This window comes from Kribbella qitaiheensis, from assembly GCF_014217565.1.
Lineage (GTDB): Bacteria > Actinomycetota > Actinomycetes > Propionibacteriales > Kribbellaceae > Kribbella > Kribbella qitaiheensis_A.
This window is the reverse complement of sequence record NZ_CP043661.1, coordinates 4,458,490-4,483,155: the sequence shown is the minus strand read 5'-3', so window position 1 is coordinate 4,483,155 and position 24,666 is coordinate 4,458,490. Positions and strand designations below refer to the sequence as shown.

At 67.5% G+C, this 24,666-nt stretch carries 20 protein-coding genes; 6 read left to right on the top strand and 14 right to left on the bottom strand.

Going from position 1 to position 24,666, the window contains the following annotated elements:
• The first annotated feature begins 58 nt into the window (after positions 1–58).
• A complete protein-coding gene (locus tag F1D05_RS21130; RefSeq protein ID WP_185441883.1) occupies positions 59–3,070 on the top strand; it encodes a BTAD domain-containing putative transcriptional regulator in 3,012 nt (1,003 codons plus the stop codon).
• On the opposite strand, the gene F1D05_RS21125 is transcribed toward F1D05_RS21130, so the two are convergent.
• The 5 genes from F1D05_RS21125 to F1D05_RS21105 all read right to left on the bottom strand — a co-directional run bounded on the left by F1D05_RS21125 (position 3,027) and on the right by F1D05_RS21105 (position 8,594).
• A complete protein-coding gene (locus F1D05_RS21125) occupies positions 3,027–3,989 on the bottom strand; it encodes an ABC transporter substrate-binding protein (protein ID WP_206685782.1) in 963 nt (320 codons plus the stop codon). The two genes, F1D05_RS21130 and F1D05_RS21125, sit on opposite strands and share 44 nt — an antisense overlap.
• Positions 3,990–4,010: 21 nt before the next feature.
• Positions 4,011–5,945: an ABC transporter permease gene (locus tag F1D05_RS21120; RefSeq protein ID WP_185441881.1), complete on the bottom strand. Its 1,935-nt coding sequence runs from the start codon at positions 5,943–5,945 to the stop codon at positions 4,011–4,013.
• The gene (locus F1D05_RS21115; protein ID WP_185441880.1) at positions 5,945–7,030 is read right to left on the bottom strand and encodes a quaternary amine ABC transporter ATP-binding protein; all 1,086 of its coding nucleotides are present in this window, start codon (positions 7,028–7,030) and stop codon (positions 5,945–5,947) included. Before F1D05_RS21115 ends, F1D05_RS21120 begins: the two co-directional genes overlap by 1 nt.
• A 157-nt stretch (positions 7,031–7,187) precedes the next feature.
• Entirely contained in the window at positions 7,188–7,646 is a 459-nt protein-coding gene (locus tag F1D05_RS21110) for a group II truncated hemoglobin (RefSeq protein WP_185441879.1), read from the bottom strand.
• Positions 7,647–7,682: 36 nt separating this feature from the next.
• Positions 7,683–8,594 (bottom strand): aminoglycoside phosphotransferase family protein, encoded by a 912-nt coding sequence (locus F1D05_RS21105; protein WP_185441878.1) that lies wholly within the window; start codon positions 8,592–8,594, stop codon positions 7,683–7,685.
• 63 nt (positions 8,595–8,657) lie between these two features.
• Between F1D05_RS21105 and F1D05_RS21100 the strand changes: the two genes are divergently transcribed.
• Positions 8,658–9,431, top strand: coding sequence for a hypothetical protein (locus tag F1D05_RS21100; RefSeq protein WP_185441877.1), 774 nt, complete (start codon positions 8,658–8,660; stop codon positions 9,429–9,431).
• Positions 9,432–9,468: 37 nt separating this feature from the next.
• On the opposite strand, the gene F1D05_RS21095 is transcribed toward F1D05_RS21100, so the two are convergent.
• Positions 9,469–10,290: a siderophore-interacting protein gene (locus tag F1D05_RS21095; RefSeq protein ID WP_185441876.1), complete on the bottom strand. Its 822-nt coding sequence runs from the start codon at positions 10,288–10,290 to the stop codon at positions 9,469–9,471.
• Between the two features lie 183 nt (positions 10,291–10,473).
• Between F1D05_RS21095 and F1D05_RS21090 the strand changes: the two genes are divergently transcribed.
• On the top strand, positions 10,474–11,814 hold the full coding sequence (locus tag F1D05_RS21090; protein WP_185441875.1) for an ATP-binding protein: 1,341 nt from the start codon (positions 10,474–10,476) through the stop codon (positions 11,812–11,814).
• Positions 11,815–11,825: 11 nt separating this feature from the next.
• Here the strand turns inward: F1D05_RS21090 and F1D05_RS21085 are convergent, their stop codons facing one another.
• From F1D05_RS21085 to F1D05_RS21065, 5 genes are all read right to left on the bottom strand, one after another.
• Positions 11,826–12,500 carry a cation diffusion facilitator family transporter gene (locus tag F1D05_RS21085; RefSeq protein WP_185441874.1) on the bottom strand — a complete coding sequence of 225 codons (675 nt, stop codon included), beginning with the start codon at positions 12,498–12,500 and terminating at the stop codon, positions 11,826–11,828.
• Positions 12,497–12,829 carry an ArsR/SmtB family transcription factor gene (locus tag F1D05_RS21080; protein WP_185441873.1) on the bottom strand — a complete coding sequence of 111 codons (333 nt, stop codon included), beginning with the start codon at positions 12,827–12,829 and terminating at the stop codon, positions 12,497–12,499. Before F1D05_RS21080 ends, F1D05_RS21085 begins: the two co-directional genes overlap by 4 nt.
• Positions 12,830–13,085: 256 nt before the next feature.
• Positions 13,086–13,517, bottom strand: a complete 432-nt coding sequence (locus tag F1D05_RS21075; protein ID WP_185441872.1) for a VOC family protein — start codon at positions 13,515–13,517, stop codon at positions 13,086–13,088.
• A gap of 54 nt (positions 13,518–13,571) precedes the next feature.
• Positions 13,572–14,708 carry an endonuclease gene (locus F1D05_RS21070; RefSeq protein WP_185441871.1) on the bottom strand — a complete coding sequence of 379 codons (1,137 nt, stop codon included), beginning with the start codon at positions 14,706–14,708 and terminating at the stop codon, positions 13,572–13,574.
• A 405-nt stretch (positions 14,709–15,113) separates the two neighbouring features.
• The gene (locus tag F1D05_RS21065; protein WP_246485824.1) at positions 15,114–16,064 is read right to left on the bottom strand and encodes a glycoside hydrolase family 16 protein; all 951 of its coding nucleotides are present in this window, start codon (positions 16,062–16,064) and stop codon (positions 15,114–15,116) included.
• A gap of 160 nt (positions 16,065–16,224) precedes the next feature.
• On the opposite strand from F1D05_RS21065, the gene F1D05_RS21060 reads away from it, so the two are divergent.
• A complete protein-coding gene (locus F1D05_RS21060; protein WP_185441870.1) occupies positions 16,225–16,929 on the top strand; it encodes a GntR family transcriptional regulator in 705 nt (234 codons plus the stop codon).
• Positions 16,930–17,012: 83 nt separating this feature from the next.
• Here F1D05_RS21060 and F1D05_RS21055 read toward each other — a convergent pair whose 3' ends face one another.
• Genes F1D05_RS21055 through F1D05_RS21045 form a run of 3 tightly spaced genes read right to left on the bottom strand, consistent with a single transcriptional unit; the run spans position 17,013 to position 20,081 of the window.
• Positions 17,013–17,846 (bottom strand): carbohydrate ABC transporter permease, encoded by an 834-nt coding sequence (locus F1D05_RS21055; protein ID WP_185441869.1) that lies wholly within the window; start codon positions 17,844–17,846, stop codon positions 17,013–17,015.
• Positions 17,843–18,808 carry a carbohydrate ABC transporter permease gene (locus F1D05_RS21050; protein WP_246485823.1) on the bottom strand — a complete coding sequence of 322 codons (966 nt, stop codon included), beginning with the start codon at positions 18,806–18,808 and terminating at the stop codon, positions 17,843–17,845. The genes F1D05_RS21055 and F1D05_RS21050 overlap by 4 nt, the downstream gene beginning before the upstream one ends.
• A 10-nt stretch (positions 18,809–18,818) precedes the next feature.
• A complete protein-coding gene (locus F1D05_RS21045) occupies positions 18,819–20,081 on the bottom strand; it encodes an extracellular solute-binding protein (RefSeq protein ID WP_185441868.1) in 1,263 nt (420 codons plus the stop codon).
• A 412-nt stretch (positions 20,082–20,493) separates the two neighbouring features.
• On the opposite strand from F1D05_RS21045, the gene F1D05_RS40560 reads away from it, so the two are divergent.
• Together F1D05_RS40560 and F1D05_RS21035 are read left to right on the top strand one after the other, a co-directional pair.
• Positions 20,494–20,838, top strand: coding sequence for a PASTA domain-containing protein (locus tag F1D05_RS40560; protein ID WP_246485822.1), 345 nt, complete (start codon positions 20,494–20,496; stop codon positions 20,836–20,838).
• Positions 20,839–20,964: 126 nt separating this feature from the next.
• Positions 20,965–24,645: a S8 family serine peptidase gene (locus tag F1D05_RS21035; RefSeq protein ID WP_185441867.1), complete on the top strand. Its 3,681-nt coding sequence runs from the start codon at positions 20,965–20,967 to the stop codon at positions 24,643–24,645.
• Positions 24,646–24,666: the final 21 nt, after the last annotated feature.

Sequence of the window (24,666 nt, the reverse complement as noted above, 5' to 3'; positions counted from 1 at the left end):
AAAGGCGCTACGGATCGACTACGGGTGAGCTGTCGGTGCCGCTGGCTACTGTTGCGGCGTGTACTTCGAGGTGCTGGGCGAGCTGCTTGTCCGGACGGAGACGGGCGACCCGATTACCGTGCCCGACACCAAGGTCCGCACGCTGTTACTGAACCTGCTGGTCAACCTCGGCCGGCCAGTCTCCGCCGACCGCCTGATCGACGCCCTCTGGGGCGACCACCCGCCGCGCAACGCGAGAGGCACACTCCAAGCCCGCATCTCCCAACTCCGTACTGCGCTGGCGCGGGCTGAGCCCGGCGCGCGGGCTCTGGTAGCCCACGGCCCGGCCGGCTACACGCTGCAGGTTTCCCCAGAAGTTGTCGACAGCAACAAGTTCGAGCTGCTCGTCACCAACGCCCAGGCCACTCGCGACCTGAGTGAACGGATCGCCTGCCTCACCGAGGCGCTGGAACTCTGGCGTGGTCCGGCGTACGCCGACGTGGCGGACGAGGAGTTCGCCAGAGCTGCCCGGAACCGCCTGGAGGAGCAGCGATTGGCTGCCTGGGAGGAACGGGCCGAGGCCAGGCTGGAGCTGGGTGAGCATGCCGAGCTGGTCGGAGAGCTTGCCGAGCTGACAGCACGGCATCCGCTGCGCGAGCGACTTCGCAGTACTCAGTTGAAGGCGCTGTACCGGTCCGGACAGCAGGAGGCGGCGCTAACGGCGTACGCGGAGTTGCGGGAGGCCCTGGCCGAGCAACTGGGTGCCGATCCGGGCCGTGAGCTCGCCGCTCTGCACCAGGCGATACTCAGGCACGACCCGGTGCTGTCCGGCCGGCCGAAGACCAACCTGCCAACACCGTTGAACGAGTTGATCGGCCGGGAGAAGTCCCTGGCCCAGGGCAACGAGCTGCTCTGCGCGGCGAGGTTGGTGACGTTGGTAGGCCCTGGTGGAGTCGGCAAGACCCGGCTCGCTCTCGAGATCGGGCGGGACCAGTCGACCGAAGTACGGCTGGTGGAACTCGCGGTGGTCCGCGCACCCGACGTACTGGATGCCATCGCAGCGACTGTGGGACTCCGCGACGACGAGTCCGGGGAGCTGGCCGATCGGTTGGCCGAGTCTTTAGCCGCCCGCCCGGTCCTCCTGGTGCTCGACAACTGCGAACACGTCGTAGAGCGGGTCGCAGACCTCGTACGACGATTGCTCGCTGCCGCGGCCGGTCTGCGGGTGCTGGCCACCAGCCGGGAGCCTCTCGGTCTGGCTGGTGAGCACCTGCTGGAGGTAGAGCCGCTGGAGCCGCCCGAGGCCGCACGACTGTTCCTGGAGCGGGCGGCTGCAGCAACGCCCGGTTTCGCGAACGATCCCGAGGCCGTGGCAGCGATCTGCCGACGGCTGGACGGGATTCCACTGGCGCTGGAGCTTGCCGCGACCCGGGTCCGCGCTCTGGGTGTGCAGGAGCTGGCTGCACGGCTGGACGATCGATTCCGCCTGCTAGCGGGAGGCCGCGGCGTGCCGGAGCGGCAGCGGACGCTGCGCGCGACCATCGACTGGAGCTGGGACCTGCTGGCTGAGCAGGAGCGAGTGATGCTGCGGCGATTGGCCGTGTACGCAGACGGCTTCACGCTGGACGCCGCTGGTGAGGTCAGCGACCTTCCTGCCGATGAGTTGCTCGGCAAGCTCGTCGACAGATCGCTGGTAGTCGCCACAGCGGGCCGCTACCGGCTGTTGGAGTCGGTGGCCGCCTACAGCCTAGAACGTCTGGCTGAGGCTGGCGAAGAGACTCGGCTCAGGCGAAGGCATGCGGCGTACTACGTTGCGCTGGCGGAGCGGGCCGAGCCGCGGCTGCGAGGTCGTGAGCAGCAGGTGTGGCTGGGGCGTCTCGACCAGGAGAGCGCCAACCTACGGACCGCCCTGGACCATGCAGCAAGAACCGAAGCGACCGAGCTGGCTCTGCGCCTCGTCAACGCCTGCTCCTGGTACTGGTATCTCCGCGGCCGGCTAGGCGAAGCCCGGCGCTCGCTGACGACAGCACTAGGTCTGCCGAACCCGTCGCCGATGCTGCAGGCGGAGGCGACCGCTTGGAGCGCGGGGATGGCCGCGACCGCTGCCGACAGCGCCAATCTCACCGATGCGAGCGAGCGGGCCCTGGCTCTCTACCGAGACGTGGACGACCCGCGAGGTCAGGCACGGGCAGAGTGGTTCCTTACTGCGACGCAGTGGGCCTACGGCGATCCCGGTCTGCTCTTGCAGCGAGTCGATCGGGCCATCGAGAGCATGACCGAGCATGGCGACCGATGGGGTCTGGCCGCGGCTCTGAGTACCCGCGCGCAGCTCGCGCTGACCCACGCGGACCTCGACGCGATGCAGCAGGACGGCCTGCGGAGCCTGGGGATCTTCGACGAACTGGGAGACGGCTGGGGCCGGCAGCAGGCCAACTACTCGCTGATCGTGGCCGCTGAGATCACCGGCGATTACGAGACCGCGACCAGGCGGCTCACCGAGTCCGCGCGGCTCGCCGAGGACCTCGGCATGTGGACGGAGGTCTCGCTGCGAACGGCCGGGCTCGGCCGGATGGCTCTGCTCGCCGGGGACTACACGCGGGCCGACGAGCTGCACGAGAAGGCGCGCAGGCTGGCCATCGAGCAGTCCAACAAGTCTGCCGAGGAGTACGCCGAGGTCGGGCTCGGCCTGAGTGCCCGCAGGCAGGGCGACCTCGACAAGGCCGAGCGGCACTTCACCAACTGGCTCGGCTGGCTGCAGCAGGTCGGCGGCACAGCCGGTACGGCGTTCATCCTCGCGCAACTCGGCTTCATCGCCGAGCAGCGCGGGGAGTACGAGCGGGCACTGGAGCTCCAGCAGCAGGGCTACGCGACGGCCAAAAGCTTCGGTGACGAACGCGCGATCGCGCTGGCCCTGGAGGGTCTTGCCGGCGCCAAGGCGGGTGCCGGCCTCAGCCACGAGGCCGTAGTACTGCTGGCAGAGGCTGAGGCCTTACGCCGGGCGGTAGGTGCACCCTTGCCACCCGGCGAACGCTTCGACGTGGACAGGATTACTTTCCGAGCCAGCCGTCGACCTTGGCCCGGTTGTCCTTGACCCATTTCTCGGCGGCGGCGTCGGGGGTCAGCTTGTCCTCGGCGATGTACTTCGCGACCACGTTCTGGTCGGCGTTGGTCCAGTTGAAGTTCTTCACCAGCTCGTACGCCGGGCTGCCGGAGTCCGCGAACTTCTTCGAGACGATCTTGTCCAGGTCGTACGGCGGGTAGTCGCAGGCGATCTTCTCCGGTACGGCGTCGCAGCCGGCCTTGTACGGCGGCAGGTCGATCTTGACCAGCTTCAGCTCGTCGAACAGCCACTGCGGCTCGTAGAAGTACGCGAGCAGCGGCTTCTTCTGCGCCTCGGACTGGCGGAAGGCCTGGATCAGGGACGTCTCGCTGCCACTCTGGACCACCTTGTAGTCGAGCTTCAGGTTCTTGACCAGCGCCTCGTCGTACGTCACGTACGACGGGTCGCCGTCGAGCAGCTGACCCTTGCCGCCGGACTCCGAGGTCTTGAACAGCGACGCGTACTTGTTCAGGTTGCGCCAGTCCTTGAGGTCCGGGTACTTCGCCACCATCCACGGCGCCACGTACCAGCCGATGACGCCCTTGACGCCGGTGGAGCCGGCCTCGACCGCGACCTTCTGGTCGGTGATGTACTTCTTCTTCAGGTCCTCGTGGCCCCAGTTCTCCAGGTTGGCGTCGACCTCGCCGGTGCTGAATCCCTGCCAGGCGATCTCTTCCTTGAGGTTCTTCTTCACCACCTTGCAGCCGAGCTCCTTGGTCGCCACGTAGGCGACGACGGCCGCGTTCGCCTCGTACCCGACCCAGGGGCTGACCGTCAGGTTCACGGTGCCGCAGGCCTTGCCGCTCGCGGCCGGCTTCTCCGCGTCGCCGACCTTCGCACCGCCGCACGCGGTCAACGCGAGCGCGAGAGCGGTCAGCACGCCGGCAGAACGCAGCAGCTTGTTGGTCACCACAGGTTGTCTCCTCATGATTTAACTGAACTTCCGGGTCCGCTTGGCCGCGGCCTGCGTGATCCGGTCGAGCATGACTCCGAGCAGCACGATCGCCAACCCGGCAGCCAGGCCCTTGCCGTACAGCTCGCTCTGCGCGAAGCCGGCGGCCACGTCGTACCCGAGTGCACCGGCGCCGACCAGGCCGCCGACGACCACCATGGACAGTACATAGATCAGGCCCTGGTTCACCGCGAGGGTGATCGCCCGCCGCGCGACCGGGAGCTGCACCTTGCTGATCACCTGCCAGCTGCTGGAGCCGACCGAGTTCGCCGCCTCCACTGTCGCGACCGGCACGGCCCGGATGCCGTCGGCAACGATCTTGGTGGTCACCGGTACTGCGAACACCACCGCGGCCGCGATCGCGGTGAACCGGCTGGTGCCGAACAGCGCCAGGAACGGGACCAGGTATACGAAGGGCGGCATCGTCTGCCCCGCGTCGAGAATCGGCCGCAACCAGCTGTCTGCTCGTTGGTTCCGCCCGGTCCACACACCGAGAACGATGCCTACAGCAACGACTACGACGGTCGCCAGCAACGTGGAGGCGAGCGTGACCATGCTGTCGTGCCACACCCCGGTCGCGACCAGCAGTCCCAGGCAGACAGCAGCCGGTACTGCGCCGCGCCAGCTGCCGAGCAACGCGGCCAGCGCCACGATCACCACGGTCACGAGCCACCACGGCGACTCGGTGAGCAGGCCTTCCAGCGGGTTGAGGATCCCCTCGGTCACCGCGTCCCGTACGCCGTACGTGAAGCCGCCGAAGACGTCCTGGACCCAGGTCGTCACATCCGAGGCAGCGACGGCGATGCTCGAGCCGATGCTGGCACCGGTCGGGAACTCGGCCGCCCATACGTAAGTCCGTGAGAACCAGACCGCTACCAGGGCGGCGACACCGCCGGCACCGAGCAGCACCCGGCGGCGGACGCTCGCAGTACGCCACGGTCGGTCACCGGCCGCGGTGGTCACCCGGTCGAGCACGATCGCGATCACGACGATCGCAAGACCGGCGTTGAACGCGACGCCGACGTCCAGCGTCTGCAGCGCCTTCAGCACGGTCTGCCCGAGACCGGGCGCATCGATCAGCGCGGCCACCGTCACCATCGACAGCGCGGCCATGATGGTCTGGTTGATCCCGACCACGACCGTACTGCGGGACATCGGCAGCAGCACCTTCATCAGGGTCTGGCCGCGAGTGGATCCGAGTGACCGGGCCGCCTCGACGCTCTCGGCCGGCACCGAGCGGATCGCGTGCGCGGTCAACCGCACCACCGGAGGCGCCGCGTAGATGAGAGTCGCAATGGTCGCGGCGGCCGGGCCGATCGCGAAGAACAGGGTCAGCGGCGCGAGGTACACGAACGTCGGCAGCGTCTGCATCAGGTCGAGGATCAGCGTCGCGACCTTGAACGCCCGGTTCGACAGGCCGGCCCAGATCCCCAGCGGGATGCCGACGAGCAGCGAGAGCGCGACGGCCGCGATGGTGAGCGAGAGCGTGTCCATGGTCTCCTGCCACAGCCCCTGCATCCCCACGAAGGTCAGCCCGGCCGCGGCGAGCAGAGCTACCTTCCAGTTGCCGAAGGCCCAGGCGAGGTACGCCGCGACGGCCACCACGCCGAGCCAGCCGACCACCGGCACGGGTCGCCCGTACGCCGGTTGGGAGAGCACGTTCTGCAACAGGACGACCAGGTGGTCGACCGCGATCCGGATCGCGTCCAGGACCACGTTGCCGCTACCGAGGAAGTCGCGGTGCTCGGTCAGCCAGCGGTGCAGCGCGGTGGTCTCCTGGCCGCCGATCGTGAGCGTGTCGATCCCGCTCAGCACGAACCAGGCCGCCACCCAGCCGACCAGCAGCACGCCGGCGATGACCGCACGGCGAGGTTTGCGAACCCGGATCTCGACCGAGCCGGTGATGGAGGCCATCAGGGCCGCGCAGGACGCGCGGGGGAAGTGTCCGAGTCCGCGACGACGGCGAGGATCTCCTCGTCGCTGATCACGCCGAGGAGCTGGCCTTCGGAGACGACCTTCACCGGGCGGTCGGACTCGAGCACCAGCCTGGTCGCTTCGCGGACCAGCACGTCCGGGCCGAGTTCGGGACCGTCCAGCTGCTCGTCGGGCCGGGGCTGCCGGACGATCCAGCGCAGGGTGAGGATGTCGGCCCGCGGTACGTCGCGGACGAACTCACGGACGTAGTCGTCGGCCGGCGCGCCGACCAACTCGTCGCCGGTACCGAGCTGGACGGCCGCGCCGTCGCGCATCAGCAGGATCCGGTCGCCCAGTTTGAGCGCCTCGGACAGGTCGTGGGTGATGAACACCATCGTCTTGCCGACCTCGCGGTGCAGCCGGGCCACCTCGGTCTGCATCTCGCGGCGGATCAGCGGGTCGAGCGCGGAGAACGGCTCGTCGAAGAGCAGCACGTCGGGGTCGTTGGCGAGCGCCCGGGCCAGGCCCACGCGTTGCTGCATGCCGCCGGACAGTTGCTCGGGGTAGAGCTGCTCGTTGCCGGACAGGCCGACCAGGTCGATGACCTCCTGGGCCCTGCGGCGGCGATCCGGCTTGTTCTCGCCGCGGACCTCCAGGCCGTAGGAGACGTTGTCGATCACTCGCCGGTGCGGCAGCAGGCCGAAGTGCTGGAACACCATCGAGAACTTGCTCCGCCGCAGCGTCCGCAGCCGCTTCTCGTCGGCGGCGCGGAGATCCTCGCCCTCGAAGTAGATGCTGCCCGCGGTCGGCTCGATCAGCCGGGTCAGGCAGCGGACCAGCGTGGACTTGCCGGACCCCGACAGGCCCATCACGACGAACACCTCGCCCGGGGCCACGTCGAAACTGAGATCGCGGACGGCCGCGGTACAGGAGGTCTTCTGGTAGAGCTCTTTGCGATCGAGGGCCGCGAGGTCGGGACGTCGCGGTACGCGGTCCGCCTTCGGCCCGAACACCTTCCACAGGCCCTGGATCGACAGTAGTGCGTCAGACTCCTGCGGATCGGGGTACTCGAGCTGAGCGGTCACAATGGTTCACCCTCGCATCCCCGCCACCGGGTTCGTCGTGAACCGCGACTTTATCGAAGCCCCGGCTCCCCGGTGCCCCCGCGGGTGTCTGACCCTTCAACCTTTACCCGTCCCAAACACCACCAACCCGTCCGCGCACTGCCGTTGGTACTGCGTATTAGGGCTGGTACGGCGGTGCTTCGCCCCAGCCCCACCTCGGTACGGGCGCCTGCGGCGGCGGGGTCGCACCGGGCTGGGAGTTGGCCAGCGCGATCCGGGTGCCCCACTCGACGTACGCGACGAAGGCGGACCGGAACTCGGGGTCGTCCGGAAGCCCGGCCGGATCGGCGCTGGCGGCGATCAGAGCGGCCCAGCGAGCGCGCTGCTCCTCCGTCAGCCCGAGGTTGAGGTGGTGGCCCAGCATCGCGGGGTAGCCGCCGAGTTCGTCCGTGTAGGTCTTGGGGCCGCCGAACACCTCGCCCAGCCAGAGCGCCACGTGCTCGCGGTGCTTGTCGCTCATGTGCGCGAACACGGGCGCCAGGATCGGATCCTCCAGCACCTTGTCGTAGAACACCTCGGTGAGCCGCCTGAGGGCGTCCACCCCACCGGCCCACTCGTACACCGTCGGTGTCGTCATTCCGATCCTCCTCCTGATTGCCGTGTAATCATGTAATCAGAAGTCGAGGTTCATCAAGGCCCTGGCGATCGCGACCTCCACCGGATCGACCTCGTTCTCGCCGTCCTCGAGGTCCCAGAGCACGTTCTGGAGGACCCGTCCGAGCGTCCAGCCGACGGCCCGGTCGCGGTCCAGCCCGACCACCTCGACCATCAGGTCGAACCGCCGCCGGATCGCCTTCGGCACGTCACCCGTCGCGACCAGATCGTTCCAGCGGTTGTTGAGCGCCGGGAACAGGTCGAAACCCGGATCACCTACGAGCGGCTTCGGGTCGATCACTAGCCACGGTGCGCGCTCTGCGGCCATCACGTTGTCGTAGTGGAGGTCCCAGTGGAGCAGCCGGTCACCGGGCTCATCTACCAACTCGGCCAGCCGCGCAGCGCACCGGCGTACGAGGGCCTGCTGTTTCGCATCGGCCAGCAACGGGATCTGCTTCGGTGCCGCGGCCAACATCTCGCCGGCGATGTCTTTGAGCGTCCGGAGCGTGGGAGGAGCCTGTACTGCGCTGAGCCGGGCTAGGAGCTCCGCGAGGATCTGTGTGGCCTCCTGGTCGTCGGGGAGGTCGCTGAGCATCCGGGGGTTCAGACGCTCCAGCAGGATCGTGCAAGTGGCCGGGTCGTCTTCCAGGACCTCGACCACGTCGTCGCTGCTCCACGTACGCAGTGCAAGGGCCTCGCCGGCGTTCTCGTCGATGAGCGGCTGCAGCTTCAGCATCGCTTGGGTGCCGTCCTGGCGGACTACGGGCAGCACTAGCGAGGCAGCGCCGTACAGGGGGTCGCCGTCGAACTGGAGGGCCCACTGATCGAGGTAGCCGCTGGTCAGCTGCGGCAACGCGTCCAGCCAAGGGCGGGACTCCGGGCGGTCTCCGTGGATCTCCCGGAGCGCCGCCGGTACTGCGAACTCGGGCAAGTGGACTCCTTCCGCGAGATCCGACAGTAGGTGGTGCGGGGATTGTGTGCTTGGGTTTTCCCCGTGAGCTCAGTGGAGGCGGCCGATCCGGCCCGTGCAGTGGCCCGGCAGCACAAGCGGGCTCAGAACTATCTGGCCCGGGTCTACCTCGCGCTCCCGCTTCCGTTCCTGGCGGCGAGTGTGCTGATCGCGAACAGGCAGTCGCCGTTCGCCTGGCCCGCGCTGGTGTTCCCACTGGCCGTGATCGTGCTCGGCTGGTTCTTGTGGAGGCGACAGCGGTATCAGCTCGGCCGGTGGACCACGGCCGGCGCGTGGTTCAGTGGGGTTTCCTGGCTCTACCTCGGGCTCCTGTCGCTCAGTTTGGATGTCCGGTGGCTGGGCGCGGTCATCGCACCCGCTGTATTGCTCGGGGCGTTCTTGGGCGCTCTGCTCGGGCGTACCGCGCAACGGGCGATCATGGCGCCGCTGCGGCCGGAGCTCGCAGGTACGCAGTACGAGCTGGTCCTGCAGTTGCGTGGGGTGCTGCTGACGACGCTGGAGATCGGGACCTCGACGGTGACCGTCCGGGCACGGTTCTTCGGCAAGCCACCGGGCGGCGGGGATGCCGCACGGCGTACGTATCCGCTGTCGGAGGTGACCGGCGTGTTCCCGGCTTCGCTGACCGGATCCGAGCGGCTCAAGTTCCCCATCGCCTTACCGATGAAGCCGGTGGGATCAGCCGGCCCGGCCCTGATCCTGCAGGCCCGCGGCGAGGACTGGGTGCTGCCACTCGGACCAGCCGACGCGGTCGCCGAGTTCCTGAACCGCCGGGTCGCCGCCGCAAAACTGACGCTCTGAGGATTCAGCCGGTACCTCGGACACGGTCGTGCTGGGGTCAGGCGCCGGCGGCTTCGCGTTCCTTGCGGGAGGTCTCGACCTTCTCGGCCTGCCAGCCGTCCTCGTTCTTGCCGAGGCGCCAGTAGCCGGAGATCGAGACGCGGTTGCGGGGGAGGCCGCGGTCGGTGTGCAGGTGGCGGCGGAGTCGCGCGACGAAGCCGGCTTCGCCGTGGACGAAGACGTGCACGTCGTCCGACGGGAACTCGAGCTCCTCGACGGCGCGGACCAGGTCCTCGCCACGAGTGTCGGTGCGGTGGAACCAGGTCAGGTCCACCTCGCCGGAGCCGCCGAGCTTCTGCTCCTCGGTCCCGTCCTCGACCTCGACGAACACCTTCGCCCGCGCGCCCGGCGGAAGTTGCTCGATCGCGGCGCCGATCGCCGGCAGCGCGCTCTCGTCGCCGACCAGCAGGTGCCAGCCCGCCTCCGGGCTCGGCGAGTAGCCACCGCCCGGACCGTTGAACCAGACCTTGTCGCCAGGCTGGGCGGCGGCGGCCCACGGACCGGCGATCCCCTCGTCGCCGTGGTAGACGAAGTCGATCGTCAGTTCACGCGCGGCCTCGTCCCAGCTCCGGACGGTGTAGGTCCGCGACGTCGGCCACTGGTCGGCCGGGAATTGTTCGCGGACTTCGCCCATGTCCAACGGCTCGGGATACGTCACGCCGGGCTTCGGGAAGAGCAGTTTGACGTAGTGGTCGGAGGTGCCGTTGTCGACGAAGTCGTCGCAGCTCAGCACCAGCCGGATCATGTGCGGGGTGATCCGCTCGCTCCGGCGGACGACCGCCAGTTTCGCGCGGCGGTTACGGGGTGCGGGGCTGGTCACGCGACCACGGTCCTCTCAGGACTTCGGACAGATAGTTAGGCATACCTAAGTCAGGTTAACCGACACGCGGAAAACCGCCACCCTCTGTACTTGGGAGCTGCCGGCAGGGGGTGTAGCCAGCTGTTCATCTGCTGGTTGCCGAGCGCCCGCGTCGGGGTCGGGTAGGGCGGTGAGGCTCGGGGGATGAGCCAGGTCTTCGGCACGCCCCGGCAGCCGGCGTACATGATCACCCGGACCGACCAGCTCGGCCGGCCGATCTCGCTGGACCGGCGAGGACCGGCCAGTACTTCGGTGCTGTTCACCGGCGGCCCCGGGATGGGCAAGAGCCTCGAGCTCGATCGTGCGCAGCAGGTCGCCAAGCAGAACGGCTGGACCTGCGTCCGGGTGGACGCCTCGCCCCGGGAGCCGTTGGAGAACCGGTTCGTCCGCGCGGTCAGCGAGGATCTCGGCGGGCTGCGGAAGAAGCACGGGTTCTTCTCGTTGCGCAAGCTGAAGAAGACCCTGCGGGACCTCACCCAGCGGAACCGCAGCCAGCAGCACGGCGCGGAGATCCGGCTCGGGGTCGCGCCGGTCCAGGCGGTGGTGAAGAAGCAGTGGGAGGCGCCGGGCAAGGACGGCGTCGGCAGCACGCTGAATCAGCTCGCGGACAACCTCGGCGAATTGTCGGCGAAGAAGGGCACGCCGGTACTGCTGATGGTGGACAACCTCGACGTCGCCTCCGAGCGGGATCTCGCCGCGCTGACCGAGTTGTCGGCTCATCTCGAGCAGGGCGGGCAACAGGTGTACCTGATCGGCGCGGGTGGCGAGATGGCCGCCACCCGGTTGCTGGCCGCGTCCGGCGGGATGTCCGGCATCGGCACCGCGGTGACGAACCGGTTCGACGTCCGCGAGTGCGGGCCGCTGGCGGATGACGAACTCCGGCCTTCGGTGACCGAGCCGCTGCGGCAGGCGGGAGTTCGGTACGAGGATCTCGCGGTCGACACTCTGCTCAAGGCGGCGAACGGGGATCCCGGGCGGCTACAGGATCTGGCGGAGACCTCGTTGCAGTTGGCACAACCGGCGTACGGGATCACTGCGGACGTCGCCAAGGCGGCGACTGCTCAGGTCAACGCGCGATCCCGGGTCTTCTACCAGGCCGCGTGGAACTCGTGTTCCGATGCCGAGAAGGACCTGCTCGCCAAGGTCGCAGTACGGGGAGCGAGTGGTTTGTCGATGCCGGCCGAGACGCAGGCAGCCGGCCCGGGTCAGTGGCAGGCGGTGGATGCGGCGCGTCAGGGATTGGTTGCCCGCGGCATGCTTCGGGACAGCGGCCAGCGGGTGAAGGTCGCGGATCCTGGGTTGCAGGACTGGGTTCAGACGCGAGTTGGTCAGTCGGCCGCGCAGTCGGGTGTCGCCTTGGCCGGTACTGCGGGGCCTGCGCTCAGCCAGCCCGCTGCCAACGCCGCCGAGTCGGGTCGGCACGGGCAGCGCGGTAGCAGCACCACCCGCCAGGTCGGTACGACGACCTTCACCGTCAACCGCTAGTCGCCTATCGGTCAGCAGCAGCCGTCTTGGCAAGTAGCTGCTGTCGGCGCACAGCAGCCTTCGCCGCGCCAGGCCTGGATGCCTTCGCGGAGGGCGACTGCGGCGATCACCAGTCCGGCGACGGGATCTGCCCAGTACCACCCAAGTGTCGCGTTGAGCAGCAATCCGACGAGTAGCACAGCGGACAGGTAGGTACACAACAAAGTTTGGGTGCTGTCGGCAACTACCGCGTTGGAGTTGAGCGCCTTGCCGGTACGACGTTGCGCGTACGAGAGCAGCGGCATCACGATCAGAGACGCGATCGCCAGGCCGATGCCGATTCCCGAAGTTTCGGCTTCAGCGCCTCGGCCGAGGAGCGCGCGGACGGATTCCACCGCGACGTACAAGGCAAGACCGAAGAATGACAGTGCGATCAATCGCAGTGCGCGGCGTTCGCGCGTCTCCGGCAGCGGATGCCGGAACTGCCAGAGGATGATCAACCCACTCGCCACCTCGACGACCGAGTCGAGCCCGAATCCCACCAGTGCGACGGATCCGGCGATCGAACCCGCCGAGATCGCGATGACCGCCTCGACGACGTTGTAGGTGACACTCGCGCCGGCCAGCAGTTGCGCCCGCCGGCCCAACGCCTTCCGCCGCTCCTCAGCTCCGCGGTCGGGGACGCTCAGCTCGAACAACTCGCTCATCGACAGTCGCCCTCAGCGTCCGGGCGGCAGCAGGCGGGGTCGACCGCCAGTACGACGTTGAGCAACTCGGCGAGCGCAGTACCGAGGCTCGGATCGGCCAGCTCGTACCGCGTCCGCCGCCCTTCCGGCTCCGCCACGACCAGCCCACACCCGCGCAGACAGGCAAGGTGATTCGACAGCGACTGCCTGCTGACCCCGATCCGCTCAGCCAGCTCCGCCGGATAACTCGCCCCCTCGTGCAGCACCAGCATCACCTGCGTCCGAGTCGGATCCGACAACGCATGCCCAAACCGAGCCAGCACCTCACCCCTACCAACAATGGTGTCCACAGCCGCGACAGTACACGATTTGCTGTATTCACCAGAACCTGTACTACCCGCCACTAGGCGGCGCGATGCCGGCTGAGCCCGTCCCGGAGTTCTCGGATGCCAATGTCCATCAGTGCTCCTGTGGTCACTATTCCTCCTTGGGTTGAAGCCACAAGTGGGAGTAGACCAATCCTGCTCACTTTGACCAGGTGAGGAAGGGCAGGTGGCGGGGCAGGGCGGGGCAACGGCTGCCTGGAGACGGGCTAAGGGGCCGTGATCAGGTGGCGAAGACGGCTTCGTCGTTGGCGAAGGCTTTGAATTCGAGGGCGTTGGTGGCGGGGTCGTGCAGGAACATGGTCCATTGCTCGCCGGGCCGGCCCTCGAAGCGGAGGTAGGGCTCGATGACGAAGGGGGTGCCGGCGGCTCGGAAGCGGTCGGCGAGGGCGTGGAAGTCGGGAACGGTGAGGATCAGGCCGAAGTGCGGGACGGGGACGTCGTGGCCGTCGACCGGGTTGTGGATCGAGGAAGGCCGCGCGGGGGCGAGGTGGGTCACGAACTGGTGGCCGCGCAGGTTCCAGTCGATCCAGGTGTCGGAACTGCGGCCGCGCTCGCAGCCGATCACGGAGCCGTAGAACTCCGCTGCCGCGGCCAGATCGTCGACGGGCATGGCGAGGTGGAAGCGCGGCAGGGGTGAGGTCGAATCAGTCATGCTCTAGAAGATACGAGCCCGTTCGACCTCACCGCCGGTTGTCCACAGGCCAACTCAGGGCCAGATCGACGAGACCCATTCGGGGTGGTCGATGAAGGGGTTGCGGTTGTGCTGCCAGGTGTCGAAGATGACCTGGTTGCGGCGCTTCTCGAAGGCGTCCGGCGGGTCGGCCGCGCTCCACGCCTTCAGCACCGACAGCCTGCCGATGTACGGCGCCGTGCCGTTGTTGACCGAGTCGTTCGGCTCCAGGTTCGCGAACCCGTCGTCGCCCTCGTACCGGACGGCCATGTAGAGGATCATCCGCGCGACGTCACCGCGAACCGCTGCCCGCGGCTCGAACGAGTCGGAGTCCGCCGTGCAGCCGGGGCACTCGGACACCGCCGTACCGCCGTTGTCGAAGTCGAGGTTGCCGCGGGCGGCGTTCACCGAGACGTCCTCGGGACGCAGGTGGTGGACATCGGTACCGGGACCGGTCGTGGTACCGAAGTCGCCGTGGGACTTGGCCCAGACGTGTTCGCGGTTCCAGTCGTTCGGGTCACCGCCGTTGGTGGACTTGCTCTGCGAGCGACCGGAGTACAGCAGGATCACGTTGTTGGTGTTGGCCGGATCCTGGTCGGTGTCCTTCAGCGCGTTCCAGACCTGGTCATAGGTGAGCTTGGTCTGATTGGAGATGATCGTGTGCAGAGCGGCCTTCAACGCCGCACCGGTCTTCCCGGCCGCGGTCGCGTAGTAGTCGCCCGGATCCCCAGGATCACCCGGATCCGTACCGCCACCACCGGTGAAGGCCGTCGGGTCCTTCAGCCCGCCATGCGAGAAGTACGCCGTCAGCGTCCCGGTCACGGTGATCTTCGTACCGAGCAGTCCCGGGTTCGTCATCAACCCGTACTGCGCGCGGAAGGCACTAGTGATCTGGACGTACAGCATCGACGACGTACTGGTCTGGCTGCTCGAGTCCGCCAGCGCCAGCGCAGTGTCGCCAGGGAAGTTGCTGCGGACAACAGTGTTCGTCGCTGTCGGCTGACCGACGACGTAGCCCTCGACGGTGGCCACGGAGCCGTTCTGCTGCTGCAGCGCGGTACTGACGGAGATAGTGGCAGTAGTGGCCGCTGTCGACGGCGTTATGCCGTAGCCGAGCAGGCCTAGAAGAAGTATTCCGATCAGGGCTGGGCGTAAGGCACGGCGATTCTGCACAACGATCTCCCACGGGGCGGTGGAAATACGGGCGTCGCAGTGCAGTCTGCCCTGCAAGCAGGCCGGGGAAGCGTGATCCGGAGATAATTTTGTCCGACGATCCGGCAAACTTGATACTTTCCCCGCCCCACCACCCCGGTCATTGAGTCGGTGGGGCGGCAGCGCGTTGGCGCTGGACCGCCCCACCTAGGTGTCAGGGCCCCCATCAGTTCGCGGCTTTCACCGCGTTCTGCTCGCCCGTCCACCAGCGAGGCGCTACTGGCGGGCAGCACCTCACCGACCGGTGAGAATGTGGACACTGGGTCCCATTCCGGGTCAGGCGTGGTGCGGACGCCGTTACGGACCGTACTCAGTCCGGAACGGATTGTCTATGGTGTATGGGGTCTGTCTCACGCTATTGACGGGTCACTGATTCAGCAGCTGATCGTGTCCGCGTGCCTGGTGCCGGCGGACCGGTACGAGTTCACCCGGGCCCGTGGCGGTCGCCGGTGAGAGCGCCTCGTTCTTGGCGTAGTACACCCAGTCCGCGGACTGCACGTAGGCACTCGTCCCGCCGGTGTGGCCGGTCAGGTCGATGAACCACTGGTTGTAGTTGAGCGTCATCGGCCGCCGCGGGTAGACCGAATGGCCGGCCCCGTCGGTCGTGTGGTCGGCGGCCAGCGAACCGTCGATGTAGTACTTCACGTGGCCACCCGAAACCACCGCCACCAGGGTGTGCCAGCCGGCGTGGCTGAACCTGCGCGCGGCGCTGATCCGCCAGCCGTCGAACGGGTCGGCCTGGTAGGTGTTCCAGCTGGTGATGAAGTCGACCGGCCCGGTCTCACCCCAGCCACCGTTCGGCAGGTACTCCGAGATGTCGAGCTCGCTGTACGTCGGCTCCCAGTCGTAGTCGAGCGGCGAGATCGTGTAGAAGGTCTGGTTCACCAGATCCCCGTCGTTGCCGCTCGCGGGGGTGTCGCTGAACTTGAACCGGGTCGCGTAGGTGCCTTCGAAGAAGCGCTCCTGGTTCTGCTGGACCTGCGACTGGGTGGTGCCCCCGGTGGTGCCGTCGGTCGCGGCGCGCAACTGCATCGACTTCTGACCGTCGACGACAGGGAAGGTCACGTTGCTCGCGGTCCAGGTGCCCTCGATGCCGGGGCCACCTCCGCCCGTCCGGACGCTCCAGTCGTGGCCGGTGAAGTTCGGGTCGGTCCGGGAGCTGTAGTTGAAGTCGTCGAAGAACGCGCCACAGGCAGCCACCTTGCGGGCCTTGTCCGGTGCGGGGCGGGCGCTGGCCGTAGTACTGATGCTTCCAGCAGCCAGAGCGGCCAGTACTGCGGCCGCGGCGGTGATGCGGAGCTTGCGTGAACGAGCCATGGGAGGTCACACACCTTTGTTCGTCTCGGGGGCGGAAGAGCTCATTGCAAAGGGTCTCTCCGTAAACTGGTCTATCCAATTGGTAAAGTCAAGACCTGCCGTGAGCGCAAACGATTTCCCTTTCGGTATGACCACTGGTAAAGATTGCTAGAGTTGCCTGATGAGAAGGACCGAGGCACGCGATCGGCTGCTGCAGCTGATCGAGATCCGCCGCCCGGGCGAGGCGCTGCCGTCCGAGCGCAGCCTGAGCGAAGAACTCGGCGTCTCCCGGCCGACCCTGCGGGCGGCGCTGGACGATCTGGCCCGCGACGGCTTCGTCGTCCGCGAGCACGGCCGGGGCACGTTCACGAGCGCGCGGAAGATCCATCAGGCCCTCGAGCCCACCCCCGACGGCCACTTCCAGGTGCCGCCGGCCGACGGTACGCCGTGGCAGAGCCGGCTGATCACCTTCGAGCTCGAACCCGCCGGCGCCCGGCTGGGCCAGCGGATGGAGATCTCACCGGGCGACCAACTCGTCTCGGTGGTCCGGCTGCGACTCGTCGACGGCGCGCCGATGTGTATCGAGCGGATCCGGATCCCGGCTGCCTTCGTGCCCGGCATCACCGGCCGGGACTTCGAGGTGGGTTCCCTCTACGGCTTGCTGCGGTCGAGGTACCACGTGGCCGCGAGGACCGCAGTACAGACGACTGAGCCGACGGTGACGGACGCTCAGGAGGCCGAGCTCCTCGGCGTACCACTGCATTCACCTGCTCTGTTGTTCGAGCGAACCACCCGCAACGCGGACGACGCCGTGATCGAGTACACCCGATCCATCTACCGCGGCGACCGCTACCGGATCACCACCCGGCTGACCTTCCCTGACTAGCAGAGCCGGAGGAGTGAAGCCAACGGCCGGTGGCGCGCCCTCGGGTGAGGTCGCGGCACCGGCCGTGGGTCCCAGGGGCTCGACTAACCCTTGACGGCCCCTGCGGCCACGCCTGTCGTCACCCGTCCCTGCAGGACGAGGAAGATCAGGAGCACGGGCAGCATGAACAGGGTCGCCGCCGCCATCGTGGCGCCCCAGTCCGTGCCGAAGGTGTTGCTGAACGACGAGAGCCAGACCGGCAGCGTGCGCTGGTTCTGGTTCTTGATGATCAGCAGGTTCGCGAAGGCGAACTCGTTCCAGGCGGTGATGAAACCGAACAGCGACGTCGAGAGCAGCCCCGGCGCGAGCAGCGGGAAGACGATCCGCCGGAACGCCTCGAACTGGTTGCAGCCGTCGACCTGGGCTGCTTCCTCGAGCTCGACCGGGATGCCCTTCAGGAAGCCGCGCAGCGTCACGATCGTGAACGGCAGCGTCATCATGAAGTAGATCAGCGTCAGCATCGGCAGCTTGTCGAGCATGTCGGTGTCGCGGGCGATCACGTACATCGGGATCAGCAGCGCCTCCCACGGCGTCATCTGCGCGATGAACACCATCAGGATGAACGCCTGCCGGCCCTTCCACTTCATCCGGCCGACGGCGTACGCCGCCAGGCAGGCCACCACCAGCGACAGCAGCACTGCGCTGAGCGCGACCATCCCGCTGTTGCGCCAGAAGGTCCAGAAGCCGTCCGCGTGCACCGCCGTACTGAAGTGGTCCAAAGTGACGTTCGTCGGGAGGAAGGACGGCGTCTCCGCCTGGATCTCCCTGGTCGGCTTGAACGCGGTCAGCACCATCCAGTAGACGGGGAAGACCGAGAAGAAGAAGACGCCGAGGGCCAGGACGTTCAGCGTGAGCCTGCGGCTGAGCCGGGTCCTCACAGTTCACCCTCCTCTTTGAACATCTGCCGGAAGTAGGCGAGCAGCACCACGGCCAGGATCAGCACCGTGACCATCGAGATCGCCGCGCCCAGGTCGTAGCGGTTCAGCGACTGGGCGATCTGGTAGGCGTAGACGGGCAGCGTCAGGGTCGCGTTGCCCGGCCCGCCCTGGCTGATCGCCCAGATCTGGACGAAGCTCTTGAACACCCAGATCACCTCCAGGCAACCGATCAGCCCGAACATCGGCCGCAGGATCGGGAAGGTGATCAGCCAGAAGGTCTTGACCGAGCCGGCCCCGTCGATCTGGGCCGACTCGTGCAGTTCCTTCGGCACCGTCGTCATCGCGGCGTACAGGGTCAGCGCCGCGAACGGGACCGACTGCCAGACGATCAGCAACACGATGATCGCGAACGTCGAGTTGCCGTCCGCGAACCACGCCTTGCCGTCGAACTGCTCGAAGCCGAGCGCGACCAGGACCCAGTTCACGACCCCGAGCTGGGACTGGAACAGCCACTGGAAGACGGTCGTCGCGGCGATCACCGGGATCGCCCAGGCGACCACCAGGCCACCCATCACGGCGAACCGCATCCACTTGCCCAGGGCACCGATCAGCACCGCGACCAAGGTGGCCAGCACCATGATCAGGCCGACGTTGATCGCGGTGAACACGAACGTCCGCCCGACCACACCCCAGAACTTGTCGTCGGAAAGGATCTGCTGGTAGTTGTCGATGCCGACGAACTCGGCACCACCGCGGATCAGCTGGGCGATGCCGAACTTCTGGAACGAGATCAGCAGGTTGCGGACCAACGGATAGGCCAGCAGGTACGCCGTACCGATGACCGTCGGCGCGACCAGCAGATAGGGCAGGACGCGGACCCACAGGGGTTGCCCCCGCCTGACCGAGACCGGCTTACCGGGCTCGGGGGCGGGGGCCGCTGTGGTGGTGTCGATCTCAGCCACAGCCATAGTTCTACTTGGCGTTCAGGGCCTGGGTGATGATCTCGTCGGCGGCCTTGGCCGCGGCGGCCGGGTCACCGCCGGTCAGCACCTTGGTCTGGTACTCCTTGATCGGGTTCTTCGCCTCGACCGCGGCCCAGTTCGGGGAGTTCGGGGTGGCCTTGCCGTTGGCCGCACCGGCCGCCATCGCCGCCACGCCCGGGTCCGCGCCGACCGACGACGCGAGGGCGGTCCGGTTCGGCACGTACTTCATCGACTTGGCCAGGTCGACCTGCCACTTCTCGCCGGCCAGTTCCTTGATGAAGGTGTACGCCGCGTCCTGGTCGGCCGCGGCCTCCGGGATGATCAGGTCGGAGCCACCGGTGAAGACGGCACCCGGCTTGTCGGCGGTCTTGCCCGGGATCGGGAAGTAGCCGATCTTGTCCTTCAGCGCGGGGTTCGCCTGCGCGATCAGCTCGGCGGCACCCGGTACTGCGATCATCTGCGCGACCTTGCCCTGGGCGAACACGTCGGTCTGGGTCGGCTTCGCCTCGTCGGAGTCCTTCGGGCCCTTGCCGAGCGCCTGGATCCGCTTGTAGAAGTCCATCCCCTTCAGTGCCTCGGGGGTCTCCAGCGCACCCTTCCAGGAGTCGCCGTCCTTGACCGCGAGGTCGCCGCCCTCGTCCCAGATGAAGCCGGACAGGACGTAGAAGTTCTGGCCGGGCAGGTAGATGCCCTGGTTGCCGCCGGTGTTCACCTTGGCGGTGTCGGCCAGCCACTCCTCCCGCGTCTTCGGCGGGGCGGTGATGCCGGCTGCCTGGAACAGGTCCTTGCGGTAGAGCACGACCCTGTTCGCGGCGTAGTACGGAATGCCGAATTGCTTGCCGTCGAAGTTGCCCGGCTCGGACAGACCGGCGATCCAGTCGTCACCCTTGAGGTCGGACTTCTTGTCGGTCAGATCCTTGACGCCACCGGAAGCGGAGTACTGCGCGACCTGGGTGTTGCCGACCTCGATCACGTCCGGCGCGTCCTTGCTGGCCAGCGCGCCGATGATCTTCGGGCCGATCCCGTTCCATTCCTGGATCTGGACGTTGGCCTTGATGTCCTGGTGGTTCGCAGCGAAGTCGGCGGTGAACCGCTTGAGGAAGTCGTCGGAGACGCTGCCCTTCATCAGCCACACGTCGATGGTCGTCGGGCCGGACGCGGCGGCGTCCTTCTTGTCCGAGCTGCCACAAGCGGCGAGCGCGGTCAGGGATAGAGCCGCGACTGCGGCAACGGCAAGGGGACGGAACTTCATCGGATCACCTCTGGCGAAGTAGCCGGAGATTCCCCCCGGCTGACTGGTATGAACCTGTCGTTCAGTGGCGCAGAGTTTTGCCCAGAGTCGACTAACCAGTCAATAGTTCAGTAGTATCCGTTATTAAGTCGTGAGAGCGCGCACGTCCAGAAATCTGATCGAAATCTGGCACCCTGGAGCATCGCCTGCATTTGTCGTTGCAAATGGCGCAATGGACCAGTTCCACGGCTGGTAAGTTGTTTACCGGACCAGTTCGATCCTGTACGTGTACGGCGAGCGCAGCGGTTCACCACGTGTCTCGTTGACGCTCAGTTGCAAGTCGGGTTGCGCAGAGTGCCTGCGTCGGCGACCGTCGAGGCAGGAGGTACTCACAGTGCCCGTACTACGTATCGCTTCAGTGCTGGGATGCGGCGTGCTCCTGCTGGCGGCCAACGCGGCCTGCGGCTCCGGCGAGCCGGCCGGCCCGGCAACCGTCACCGTCACCAACACCCCGCCTCCACCGACGCCCACTCCGACACCGACCCCGACCGGCGCGTCCGGCGTAGTGCCCGACGTGGTCGGGGTGAACCACCAGCTCGCCCAGGACACCATGCAGGCCGCGGGCTACTTCTACCTGACCGAGCAGGACGCCACCGGCAAGGGCCGCCTGCTCATCAACGACCGCAATTGGGTAGTCGTCTCCCAACTGCCCACCGGCGGAACCAAGGCCCCCCTCGACACCAAGATCCTGCTCCGCTCGAAGAAGATCGGCGAGTAGCACCGGGCTGGCGTTGTTGGGACATGGCGCAGGGACGGCAGGGTTGGACAGGGCGCGGGGGTAGGTAGCGGCCGCAGACTCACTCGGAAGAGGTGCCTGCCCTAGCCTCTCGAAGGAGTCGCACCCATGTCCTCCCCGAAGAAGCGTGCCGCCATCCTTGCGGCTGTCCTAGCAATCAGTGCTACGGCAATCAGCACTACGGCGGTCCCGGCGACCGCTGCCCCGCCAGACCCCGGCGGCACCACCACGCCACGCACCACCTCGAGCCCGGCGTCCGGCGTACAGAAGGTCACGCTGGTCACCGGTGATGTAGTGCAGGTGGCCGACGCCGGCGGTGGGAAGAAGGCCGCGTCGGTGCAGCCCGCACCCGGCCGGGAACAGGTCGCGTTCCACACGATCGAGGTGGACGGCGGCCTGCGGATCCTGCCGAGCGACGCGGTGCCGTACATCTCCAGCGGCGTTCTGGACGCGAACCTGTTCGACGTGAACGAGCTGATCGCCGACGGCTTCGGCGACTCGAAAGCGACGACGCTCCCGCTGATCGTGCGGTACGCCGACCAGAACAACGCCCGCTCGCAGACACTCACCGGTACGACGACCGTCCGGCAACTCCCGTCGATCGGCGCCACCGCGATCCGGGCGGGCAAGGGCGAGCTCACCTCGCTCTGGCAGTCGCTGAAGCCTGCGCAGACGGCACGGACTCTCAACAGCGGCGTCAGCAAGGTCTGGCTGGACGCTCGAGTGCGGCCGGTGCTGGACCGGAGCGTGCCGCAGATCGGCGCTCCTGCTGCCTGGCAGGCCGGATACGAGGGCACAGGCATCTCGGTCGCAGTACTGGACACCGGTGCCGACGGCAACCACCCTGACCTGGCCGGCAAGATCAAGAAGGCAATGGACTTCTCGGCGAGCCCCAGCGGCACCGAGGACCACTTCGGCCACGGCACGCACGTCGCCGCGACGATCGCCGGCACGGGAGCGGGCGCTGGTGGCACCCGCAAGGGCGTGGCGCCCAAGGCCGACCTGCTGATCGGCAAGGTGCTCGGCGACGACGGCTACGGCTACGACTCGTCCATCATCGCCGGCATGGAGTGGGCTGCCGCGGAAGGCGCCCGCGTGGTCAACATGAGCCTCGGTGGCGAGCCGACCGACGGCACCGACCCGCTCAGCCTGGCCGTCAACGACATCACCGCTCGTACCGGCATGCTGTTCGTCATCGCCGCGGGCAACGACGGCGCGGACGAGTCGATCGATACGCCGGGCAGCGCCGCCGCCGCGCTCACTGTCGGTGCGGTCGACCGTGACGACAAGATGGCCGACTTCTCCAGCCGCGGACCTCGGCTCGGTGACGGTGGCCTCAAGCCGGAGATCACTGCACCCGGTGTGAACATCGTGGCGGCCCGCGCCGCCGGTACTGCGATGGGCGAGCCGCTGGACGACCTCTACACGGCGGCCTCGGGTACGTCGATGGCTACGCCGCACGTAGCGGGCGCTGCCGCGCTGCTGGCCCAGGCGCACCCTGACTGGAAGGCAGACCGCCTCAAGGAAGCGCTGGTCAGTACTGCGAAGACCGCTGCGGACGTGAGCGTGTACTCGCAGGGAGCCGGTCGGGTCGATGTGGCCCGGGCCATTGCACAGCAGGTCTTCGCGACCGGCGTGGCCGACTTCGGTCTGCAGACCACCACCGGTGGATCGACCAAGACGGTCACCTACCGGAACGACGGCAGGGCACCGATCACGCTGAACCTCGTGGCCGACGTGGACAACCTGGACACGCACAAGCCTGAGACAGATGCGATCACCCTGCCTAGCACCGTCACCGTGCCCGCAGGCGGAAGCGCCGACGTGCCGGTGGCTCTGGACGCGGCCAAGCTCGACCGTGGTCTGCACAGCGGCTGGATCGTTGCCACCGGCCCCGATGGGGTCGTCACGCACACGGCAGTCGGCGCTTGGCGCCAGGGCCCCAGCCACACGGTCACCTTGCGAGCCGTCGGCCTCGACGGCAAGCCGACCGGCGTACCGGTGGTCTCGCTGTACGGCGACAACGCGCGGTCCGACTCGCTGGCGTGGATCCCGGACGGTGGGACCTTCAAGGCCACGGTCGAGGAAGGCACGTACCTGCTGCACTCGATCGTCGAGAACAACGACCCGCAGGACGAGAAGGTCAGCCTGTTCACGGATCCGAACATCGCGGTGACCAAGGACATCGAGGTGGTCATCGATGCTCGCAAGGCGGTCCCGATCACGATCGAGACGCCCAAGCCGTCGGAACAGCAGGCAGTGCTCAGCTACTACGTGCACCGCGAGTACGGCAACGGCCGCCAGATCAGTCACGGCGTGATGCACTTCAGCACGGTCAAGCAGGTGCTGGCCACCCCGACCAAGCCGGTCGCCGACGGAACCTTCGAGTTCTCGTCCCGCTGGCAGCTGGCCGCGCCGATCGTGCAGGCGTCCATCCCGGGCGTCACCGGGCCGCTGGACATCAACCTGCTGCACCAGTCGCCTTCCCTGGCCGGGAAGAAGCGGTTCCCGTTGACCACCAAGGTCGTCAAGGGTGCTGTCGCGGTACTGAAGGACAGCGAAGACGTCAGTGAGGAAGACCAGATCGCAGCGGCGGCCAAGGGCGGTGCTGCCGGGGTCATCCTGGTCCGGCCGCCGGACTGGTCGGCCTGGACCGTCTGGACGCCCACAGGTGATCGCGAACCCATCCCGGCGATGGTGACGACCACCAAGGACGGCCAGAAGCTGATCGACCGGGCCGGCGAAGGACACGCGACGATCGATCTCACGCTGACCCCCTCCAGCCCCTACCTGTACGACGTACAGCAGGTCTCGGCCGGGCAGATCCCAGCGAGGATCACCTACAAGGTCACTGCCGCCAACAGCGCGCGAGTGACCACGGCGTACGCCGACAACGGTGGCTTCAACTGGGCCAAGGAGCAGCGGTTCGGCTGGCGTCCGTGGCAGGAGTACTCCTGGAACGACTCGCAGCGCGCCATCGAGACTCCGAAGGTCCGCGAGGAGTGGGTGACGTCCGGCGACTCGCTCTGGCAGCACCGGGTCCACCACCTCTACACCTGGGACTCGATGAACCCGCTGAGCGGCGGCATGACCTCCGTACCGCGCAGCTACCGCCCTGGTTCGTCCACGGAGACCTGGTTCGGGCCGGTAGTCCGTCCGGCGGCCGCACCTGGTCTGGTGTCCACCAGGACGGGTGACAGGTTGTCGCTGCGGGTGCCGACGTTCGTTGACGCGGCCGGGCACCACACGCTCGGTGAGACCACGTCCGCCTCGGCCGTACTGAGCCGCGACGGCAAGGTAGTCGGCGAACTCCCCGATGCCTGGCAGGACGTGATCACCAGCAGCGGCGACTCGGCGTACAAGCTGGATCTGTCGACAGCGCGGGTCGACGAGGAAGGTGAATGGAACTGGGGGACCAGCACCCGTACGGTCTGGGACTTCCGGTCCAAGAAGGCCTCGGAGACCACGGCGACGGCACTACCGCTGCTGCAGGTGGACTACGAGGTGCCGACGGATCTGACCGGGCGAGTGGCGGCCCGGACGCACCTGATCGGGTTCAAGGTTCACCAGCAGGCAGGGGTCGCCGCGCCTCGCTCTACCTCGCTGCAGGCCCAGGTGTCGTTCGACGAGGGCAAGACGTGGCGCCGGATCATCGCGGTAGGGACTCGCGGTCACTACGTAGCCGTAGTGCCGGCGGGCAAGGGCACCGTCTCGCTACGGGTTGTTGCCGGTGACAACGCGGGCAACAAGATCAGCCAGACGGTCATCCGGGCCTACGGGCTGAAGTAGTAGCCGGAGGGCGCGGGCAGA